The organism is Gloeomargarita sp., assembly GCF_053491055.1.
Map to the genome: position 1 here is coordinate 19753 of NZ_JBRCEP010000011.1, position 8535 is coordinate 28287.

The 8535-nt window shown below is 52.6% G+C and carries 6 protein-coding genes and 1 pseudogene; 3 read left to right on the plus strand and 4 right to left on the minus strand.

The genetic code is table 11. From position 1 onward, the window contains the following. On the plus strand, nt 1–1542 hold the full coding sequence (kaiC, locus tag ACWISF_RS00900) for a circadian clock protein KaiC (protein ID WP_448379714.1): 1542 nt from the start codon (nt 1–3) through the stop codon (nt 1540–1542). Here the strand turns inward: kaiC and cobU are convergent. Beyond that, complete coding sequence (gene cobU, locus ACWISF_RS00905) at nt 1505–2101, minus strand: bifunctional adenosylcobinamide kinase/adenosylcobinamide-phosphate guanylyltransferase (RefSeq protein WP_448379715.1); 597 nt, start codon at nt 2099–2101, stop codon at nt 1505–1507. The two genes, kaiC and cobU, sit on opposite strands and share 38 nt — an antisense overlap. A 298-nt stretch (nt 2102–2399) precedes the next feature. Here cobU and ACWISF_RS00910 point away from each other — a divergent pair, with 298 nt between their 5' ends. Together ACWISF_RS00910 and cydB are read left to right on the plus strand one after the other, a co-directional pair. Then, on the plus strand, nt 2400–3851 hold the full coding sequence (locus tag ACWISF_RS00910) for a cytochrome ubiquinol oxidase subunit I (RefSeq protein ID WP_448379721.1): 1452 nt from the start codon (nt 2400–2402) through the stop codon (nt 3849–3851). Nucleotides 3852–3889: 38 nt separating this feature from the next. Next, nucleotides 3890–4918: a cytochrome d ubiquinol oxidase subunit II gene (gene cydB, locus ACWISF_RS00915; RefSeq protein ID WP_448379716.1), complete on the plus strand. Its 1029-nt coding sequence runs from the start codon at nt 3890–3892 to the stop codon at nt 4916–4918. Here cydB and ACWISF_RS00920 read toward each other — a convergent pair. The 3 genes and pseudogenes from ACWISF_RS00920 to ACWISF_RS00930 all read right to left on the minus strand — a co-directional run. Beyond that, on the minus strand, nt 4900–5703 hold the full coding sequence (locus ACWISF_RS00920) for a PhzF family phenazine biosynthesis protein (protein WP_448379717.1): 804 nt from the start codon (nt 5701–5703) through the stop codon (nt 4900–4902). The genes cydB and ACWISF_RS00920 overlap by 19 nt on opposite strands. Before the next feature lie 202 nt (nt 5704–5905). Continuing rightward, complete coding sequence (locus ACWISF_RS00925; RefSeq protein WP_448379718.1) at nt 5906–6520, minus strand: response regulator transcription factor; 615 nt, start codon at nt 6518–6520, stop codon at nt 5906–5908. Nucleotides 6521–7654: 1134 nt separating this feature from the next. Continuing rightward, nucleotides 7655–8535: pseudogene (locus tag ACWISF_RS00930) on the minus strand (BPTD_3080 family restriction endonuclease); the annotation flags it as partial.

Sequence of the window (8535 nt, forward strand, 5' to 3'; positions counted from 1 at the left end):
ATGTCGGGTGAAACGGCAACGGGTGTGCAAAAAATTCGCACCTTGATCGAAGGCTTTGATGAGGTGAGTCATGGGGGGCTACCGGCAGGCCGATGCACGATTGTCAGTGGCACTTCCGGCACCGGTAAGACCATCTTTGCCATGCAGTTTTTATACAATGGCATCATCCATTTTGATGAACCGGGGATTTTTGTCACCTTTGAGGAATCCCCCGAAGATATTATCAAAAATGCCCTCAGTTTTGGCTGGAATTTGCAAGCCCTCATTGACCAGGGCAAGCTCTTTATTTTGGATGCTTCCCCAGAGCCAGAGGGGCAGCAGATTATCGGGGAATTTGACCTCTCGGCGCTGATTGCCCGGATCGAGTATGCGGTGGAAAAATTCAAAGCCAAACGGGTCTCTATTGACTCGGTAACGGCCATTTTCCAGCAGTACAGCGGCAACAACGGTATATCCATGATCCGCAATCAATTGTTCATCCTAGTGGCGCGGCTGAAAAAGTTGCAGGTCACTACGGTTATGACTACGGAGCGGATTGATGAATACGGCCCCATTGCCCGGTTTGATGTGGAAGAATTCGTCTCGGATAATGTGGTGATTTTGCGGAATGTGTTGGAGATGGAACGCCGTCACCGCACCATCGAAATTCTCAAATTGCGGGGGACAACCCACATGAAGGGGGAATATCCCTTTACCATTAGCAAAGATGGGATCAATATCTTTCCGTTGGGGGCGATGCAGTTGACCCAGCGTTCTTCCAATGTGCGCATCTCGTCGGGGATTCCCAAATTGGATGAAATGTGTGGTGGGGGCTTTTTCAAGGATTCGATTATTTTGGCGACGGGGGCAACAGGGACGGGCAAAACCCTGTTGGTGAGCCGGTTTTTGGAACATGCCTGTCAACGGGGGGAACGGGCGCTGTTGTTTGCCTATGAGGAATCGCGCGCGCAGTTGTCCCGCAATGCCTCTTCCTGGGGGGTGGATTTTGAGCGGTTTGAACGGCAGGGGTTGTTGAAAATTATCTGCGCCTACCCGGAGTCCACGGGGTTAGAGGACCATATGCAAATTGTGCGTTCGGAAATTGCCAGTTTTCGCCCGTCCTGTTTTGCGATTGATTCCCTGTCGGCGTTGGCCCGGGGGGTGAGCAACAATGCGTTTCGCCAGTTTGTGATTGGGGTGACGGGGTTTGCCAAGCAACAGGAAATCACCGGCTTTTTTACGAATACATTGGACCAGTTTTTGGGTTCCCATTCGATTACCGAGTCTCACATTTCCACAATTACGGATACGATTTTGTTGTTGCAGTATGTGGAGATTCGCGGCGAAATTTCCCGGGCGATCAATGTGTTCAAAATGCGGGGTTCTTGGCATGACAAGGGGATTCGGGAATATGTGATTACCGATAAGGGGCCGGATATTCGGGATTCATTCCGCAATTTGGAACGGATCATTAGCGGTTCGCCGACCCGGGTGATGGTGGATGAAAAAACGGAACTGTCGCGGATTATGCGGGGGGTACAGAATCCCGAATCGCCGTCCTAGGCACGGGTTGGCCGAGTTGGGTGAGGTTGAGTGCCCAGCCACCGGTGACCAGGTACACGGTTTGGGCCAGGCGGCCTAGTTCCTGCACCAATTCGCCCAGCCGGTCCCGAAATAAACGCCCGCTGGGGTAGGCCGGGACAACGCCCCAGCCTACTTCTTCGGCAACCAGAATGGTGGGGGTGGGGATGGTTGCTAAGGCAGTAAGGAACTGGGTTTGCATCAGGAGCCAGGCGGCGGCGTCGCAGCCCAGGAATTGGGCGACCCAGGCGCCGAGGGAGTCCACCAGCAGACAGCTAGCAGGCGGGGGATTTTGGCAGAGGGCCACCAGGTCCAGGGGGGGTTCGAGGGTGCGCCAATGGGCAGGTCGGCGCTGTTGGTGTTGGCGAATCCGCTGTTGCCATTCTGGGTCGTCGGAGCTGGAAACGCTGGTGGCAACGTAGATCACGGGCCGTTGGGAATGGTGCGCCAGATATTCGGCCCAGCGGCTTTTGCCGGAGCGACTCGGCCCGGTGACCAGCGTGACCTGGGGGTTGGGGGACAACATCCGCGGGGTTGCCATGGATGAACGCAATGGTGGCAGATCATCACCTCATTGTTTTTGAGCATACCCCTGCCCTACCCCATCAGGACCAAGGGTGAAAATTGGCATTCTGACCGGTTCTGAAACCTGCCAAAACTCCTACAGGTGCTATCGTGGTAAGCCCATTACCTATCCGAAAACTTACGAGTGCAATTTCGGGGAATTACCCAGCGCCGAGCGATGGCCCGAACAACCTAAAGAAAATCTGTAACTTGCTCAGCCGCTCGCTGTGCCCTTGGTATAACGGGAGTGTTCCTTAAAAATCTGGGTATTTATGCTGGATGTGTTTTCAGATACAGTGACGCTTTCCCGTTTACAATTTGCGTTGACTGCGATTTTTCATATGCTCTGGCCGGTTTTGACCACCGGTATGGCGATCTATCTGGTCATCGTAGAAGCACTGTGGTTGAAAACGCGCAATATCACCTACTATCATCACGCCCGCTTTTGGACAAAATTGTACGTTTTGAATTTCGGTCTGGGGGTGGCCAGTGGGCTGCCGATGGCCTTTCAATTTGGCTTGAATTGGGCGCCTTTTTCCGAAGCGGTCGGGGATTTATTGGGAACACTTTTGGGGTTTGAGGGCACGATGGCCTTTATGCTCGAAGCCAGCTTTTTGGGGATCATGGTGTTTGGCTGGGAGCGGGTGCCGCCGGTGGTGCATTTTCTATCAACTGTCTTGGTGGCAGTTGGGGCGAATTTATCTACGTTTTGGATTCTCACGGCCAACTCCTGGTTGCAAACTCCGGCAGGTGGTATTTTTGCCAATGGAAAATTCATTGTCCAGGACTACTTCCAAGCCATTGGGAATCCCTTTATGCTCAACAGTTTCCTGCATATGTTTTTTGCGACGTTGGAAACGGCTTTATTTGTGATTGGTGGGATTAGCGCTTGGTATCTGCTGCAAAAACGGCATACGGAGTTTTTTAGCCGCTCTTTTAAGATTGTTTTGGTAACCTTGATAGTGGTGGCACCTCTGCAAGTGTTTTTGGGGCATTTGAGTGCAGATCAGGTCTATCACTACCAGCCTACAAAGTTGGCAGCAATGGAAGCCCTCTGGGAAACCATTCCGGCCAATACTCCGGCAGATTGGAGTTTGTTGGCCTTACCCAACAATCAGTTGGAAACCAATACGTGGGAGTTGAAAATACCGGGGCTTTTGAGTTATTTGCTGGAGTTTAAACCGGCACTGGATACGCCCATTCTAGGGTTGAAGCATTGGGCGCCCCAGGATCGTCCCCAAATGGTAGGTATGGTCTATTATTCCTTCCGCATCATGGTTGCAATTGGGCTATTTTTTGTGGTGCTCATGGGGATAACCCTGGTGGAATGGGGGCGGGGCCAATTAACGCCTGCAACGCTGGCACAAAACCCCAATCAATGGTTACTGCGCTCTTGGGTGTTTGCGGGGCCGTTGGGGTATATCGCGGTGGAATGCGGTTGGATGGTGCGGTGTGTGGGGCGTCAACCTTGGATTGTGTATGGGCAATTGCGCACCGTAGAATCGGCATCGGCTTTGCCGCCTGAGGTGGTTTTATTTTCCCTGTCGGGGCTGATGGTGATGTATGCCATTTTCTTTGTTGTGGCCTTGCATTTTGGGCGGAAAATCATCCAAAAAGGACCCAATTTAACCTTGCCTGCTCCACGCACGGCCCTACAGCCCACATTGGTTACAGAACCAGCGCAGCATCTTCCGGATCGGCGGCCTGTGGAAGCTAGCCAACCTTAGTAGGAATTGCCTGCATGGTAGGGGAGCAAGGAGGGTCTATGTCATCGCTGGAACCACTGCAATATTTCTTGCCGCAGGTTTGGTTTTTTATCCTCGGTTTGTTTCTGTTTTTGTACGTTCTGCTCGATGGTTTTGATTTGGGGGTGGGGATTCTTTCCCTGACGGCCAAGGGCGAGGAACGACGCACGATTTTGATGACCAGTTTGGGGAATGTTTGGGATGCCAATGAGACATGGCTGGTGTTGATGGGGGGGTCCTTGTTTGGGGCTTTTCCGTTGGCCTATGCCACCATCTTGAATGCCCTGTATGTGCCTTTGGTCATCATGGTGGTGGGGTTAATTTTGCGCGCCGTTTCCTTTGAATTTCGGGAAAATGCGGAGCGTAAAATGGTCTGGAATATCACCTTTGGCGTCGGGAGTTTTATCGCGGCGTTGGGGCAAGGCTTCGCTTTGGGTACGGTGTTTGAGGGGATTAAGGTGGATGCAGCGGGTCACTTTGCCGGGGGTATTTGGGATTGGTTGACCTGGCATTCGGTGATTGTGGCGTTGACGTTAATCCAGGGGTATGTGTTGATTGGTTCGACCTATTTAATTCTCAAGACCACCGGCGAGTTGCAAAACACGTACTATCGGACGGCGACGATTGCCACGTGGACGACGTTGGCCGGGGCAGTGTTTATCACGGTCACGACGCCTATTTTGTGGGAAAATGCGCGGGAGTTATTGTTTAGTCGCCCGTTGGTGTATGTTTTTGCGGCGATCCCTGTGCTGGGGCTGCTGCTTATCATTGCCCTGCTGCGTAGCTTACAACTCCGGCAGGAAGTTGCACCCCTGGTCTATACGTTTTTGATTTTTGCGCTTTCGTTTATTGGGTTGGGATTTCTGATTTTCCCGAAGATCATTCCCCCTAGTGTCACGATTTATGAGGCAGCCGCATCGCCCAGTTCTTTGGTATTTATGTTGACGTTTGTGGGATTTTTGATCCCGATTGTTTTGGGCTATAACATTTACAATTACGTGGTCTTTCGCGGCAAAATTGTCGTACCTTCTCAGGGGGGGGCTTCTTGAAGGTGAATCTGGCCGGTGAGGTAGCAGACGGCATGACCGCGCAGGAGGACACGGTCGGCAGTCAGGGTACCCCACAATTCGCCGCCGCGCGGGGAAAGTTGCTGGGCGTGGAGTTCGGTTTTCCCAAGGCGCTGGCTCCAGTAGGGCACAAGGGCACAATGGGCGGAACCGGTGACGGGGTCTTCGGGGATGCCTGCGCGGGGGGCGAAAAACCGGGAGACAAAATCTACGCTCTGGCCGGGCGCGGTGACAATGACGCCGAAACTGTCCAGGCGGGCCAGTCGGGTGTAATCGGGCTGCAGGGTGTGCACCTGTTGGGGGTCGTGCAGCACGGCGAGGAGGTCGCGGGGGGTACGCCAGACTTCCTGGGGAGAACAACCTAAACCCGCGATTAAATCCGGGGGTGGTGCCGCGGGGTTCAGGGGCCAACGGGGCAGGTCCAATTCCCACAGTTCCCCCTGTTTGCGGACGGTGAGGCATTCCTGCCGACTCCGAAACCGGACCTCGGTACAGCCAGGGGCCACAAACCTGCCCACCACATAGGCCGCCGCGAGGGTTGCATGGCCGCACAAATCCACTTCCTGGGTCGGGGTAAACCAGCGGATATGATAGCCGCCTGTCCCATCCGGCCAGAAAAAGGCGGTTTCCGAGAGTTGGTTTTCCTGGGCAATGGCCTGGCAAAGCGACGGGGGCAAGGGCGTTGCCAGCGGACAGACGGCAGCAGGATTGCCCCGAAATAACCGGTGGGTAAAGGCGTCAATGTGGTATAGGGGAATGGCCGTCATGGTTTCGGGGGCGGTGGGTTTGTCAAGGGGGTCGTGCTATCCAGTTTATTATTACAATTTTATTACAATTAAAGCCATACCTTTGTCCCGACGATAGGCGCTCTAAGTTCTCGGTCGTTCGTTCCCACCAAGCTCTATCTTATGGGCACCCCTGCTGCTTCTTCCCAAAATAGCACTACCAATCCCGGTTGACGGGACTGATTCAGACTCCTAAGTGGCTGATTGCCCAGCGGGCCAATTCCGTGCGGTTTGCCAGGCCGAGTTTATTCAACATGTTGCTGACGTGGCTTTCGACCGTGCGGCGGGATACCTTGAGTTCGTCCGCCACCTGTTGATTGGTCAACCCCTGGGCCACCAACCGCAAAACTCGCCGCTCGGTCGGCGTGAGATAGACATCGGGGGGCAACTGGGCCACAGCTTCTGCCGCTGTGAATCCCAATCGTGCCAGGGAAGCCCGGATTTGCGCCAACAACTCCTCCGGCTCAAAAGGTTTTACCAAATACACATCTCCGCCCGCATTTAACCCCACAATCCGGTCACTCACATCCCCCTTGGCTGAGAGAAAAATTAGAGGAATCGAACGCAAACGGGGATTTTGGCGCAATTTTTGCACAAACTCATAGCCGTCCATTACCGGCATCATCACATCACAAACAATTAAACTTGGATGTACTTGACTTAATAAATCCCAACCCTCCTGCCCATTGGCTGCGGTCAAAACCCGATACCCCCCTTCCGCCTCCAAGTACTCTTTCGTGAGGAACCGCAGTTGACTGTCATCATCAATAATAATAATGGTTGGCGGGTCAGTCGTCATAGAAAAACTCCCAACTTGAGGGCAGGTTGCAACTTGCTAAAAAAAATGTCTATATTACAAATAATACTCCCTCATACATGCGATGGCAATACGACCCGCCGGGCGCCGCGCTCAAACTTTATCAGTCTCATTTAGGTTAATCGTACAGCCTCTAGAGAGATGAAGGGGTACCGTGGCACTCCTTAGCCAACTAACTGTGTCAGCAAATTGATAAGTATAAAATAAATTAAGTAATTAAAGAAGTAATTAAAGAGTTCTTTACTATCTGTTTGATTTCATTCTTCCCAGCTCTGCAAAACTGCCGGATCACAAGTGTTGAATCCCTAAACAAAATTTTACATATTGAGGCAGGGAACAACCCGATTGAGCCAATGGGCAAAATTCCCCTAAACCAGAAGTCTTGCATCTTAAGATTTTGAGGGTTTGCGCCAAAATGTGTATCTCCCCTCATGACACAAAGCATTGTTATCTAGGAGCTGCATTCTCATTTATAGTCATTTCAAACAAGTTTGCAACATTCGCCTTTACCTGCAAACCCTGTCCTGGAAGGGGATACAGCCATGACCAGTGCCTCAAAGTGTTGCATTTTCTTGTGAAACGACTATATAACAAAAAAAATGTTCTCATTAAGCATGTTGCCGAACACGAATTTTTGAACTTTTGTTGCAGAGTTCGCCACGACGGCTTCTGTGCAAGTTGTATCGCCTGCACCAAACCCAAGCCCATAGAGAGGGAGCAAGCATCCAGTTCTGCTGCATCCACCCGTGCCAGCTCTTCCAGGGTCAACTTTTTTCCAGATTCTGAGCTATAGCTAGGTAGGTTAAGGTTGTCGCCTTAAGATTCACGGCTACGCCACGCTTCGCTGTGAGAAACCAATGTGGGGTTACGCCCAGCGACCCATAGCATGTCAACCTTTGTATGCTTAGCTATAATACCAAATAACTCACTAACCTCAACTCGTTTTGCCCCCTTTAAGACTGCTGCGACTGCTTTTTGACGCAAATCGTAACTGTATGGCCTTGCTATCGCTTTTCTCCGCAATATCTATCCCATAATACGACGACCTTACCTTGCTTGACTATACCTGGAATTTTATCCATCGGCTCAATCGGGTCGTTCTTTGGCAACCGGTTATTAGCCTCCGGTTCTCGCTTCCTCGCCTTGCCGGAGCACATCTTGTATCTCGCCAGGGTGACGTGCCACCTTCCACCGCCAGCGACCGAACGCGCCATGGGCATTGACGGCCTGCGTCCACTCGTCCAGATAGCGCTGCTTCACCCGGTCTAGTTCGGTGTTTTGTCCCTTCGTTTCCAAAATGAGCATGTCGCCGTTGGATAGCCGCACAAGAAAATCTGGCCGATACTTGCGTACTACGCCACCATACACATACAGGACTTCGAAGCCCAGGTGATCGTTCTTTGCCCAGGCGCTCACGGCGTCGCTGTTGTCGAGGACGTAGGCATCTGATGCTTCCCAGGTGCTGTCGTAGACGCAGACGTTGATGTGCGACTTGCGTGTGCGTTCACAAGGTTTGCTCGTGTACCAGGTGCGCATTTGACCTGTCGAGCCGATGGGATGATCGCGGTCGAAGACTGGAGTAAGCCGCTCGGTGTTCTCCTGCCGCACCGCCTCGCAGACATGTTGCACAACTCGTGACATGCTGAGCGTGATGATGAGCCGGCGGCGGAGTTCGTCCTGGTAGAACAAAGGCGGCGTAATGGTAATGCGGTTGGAGGCAATGAACTGCTCGACGATCCTCACCAGTTGCGCCAGCAAGACCTCCCGGCTGCCCCGCCAGGTATGTTTCATCTGGTCGAAGACATCCCGCGCCGTCTCGAAGATGATGCGCTGAGTGCGAAATTCCCGTGCCAACCGCTCTAGCTCAATGCGGCTGATCTGGGTCACGTCTGGCTTGCCTTCAAGAACTGGTGCCAGTTCTGCCACCTGCGGTGTCTGGGCAGCGTTTAGTTCTAGTGGCTGCACCTTTGACCAATCGAGAGTCAACGTTGGTTGAA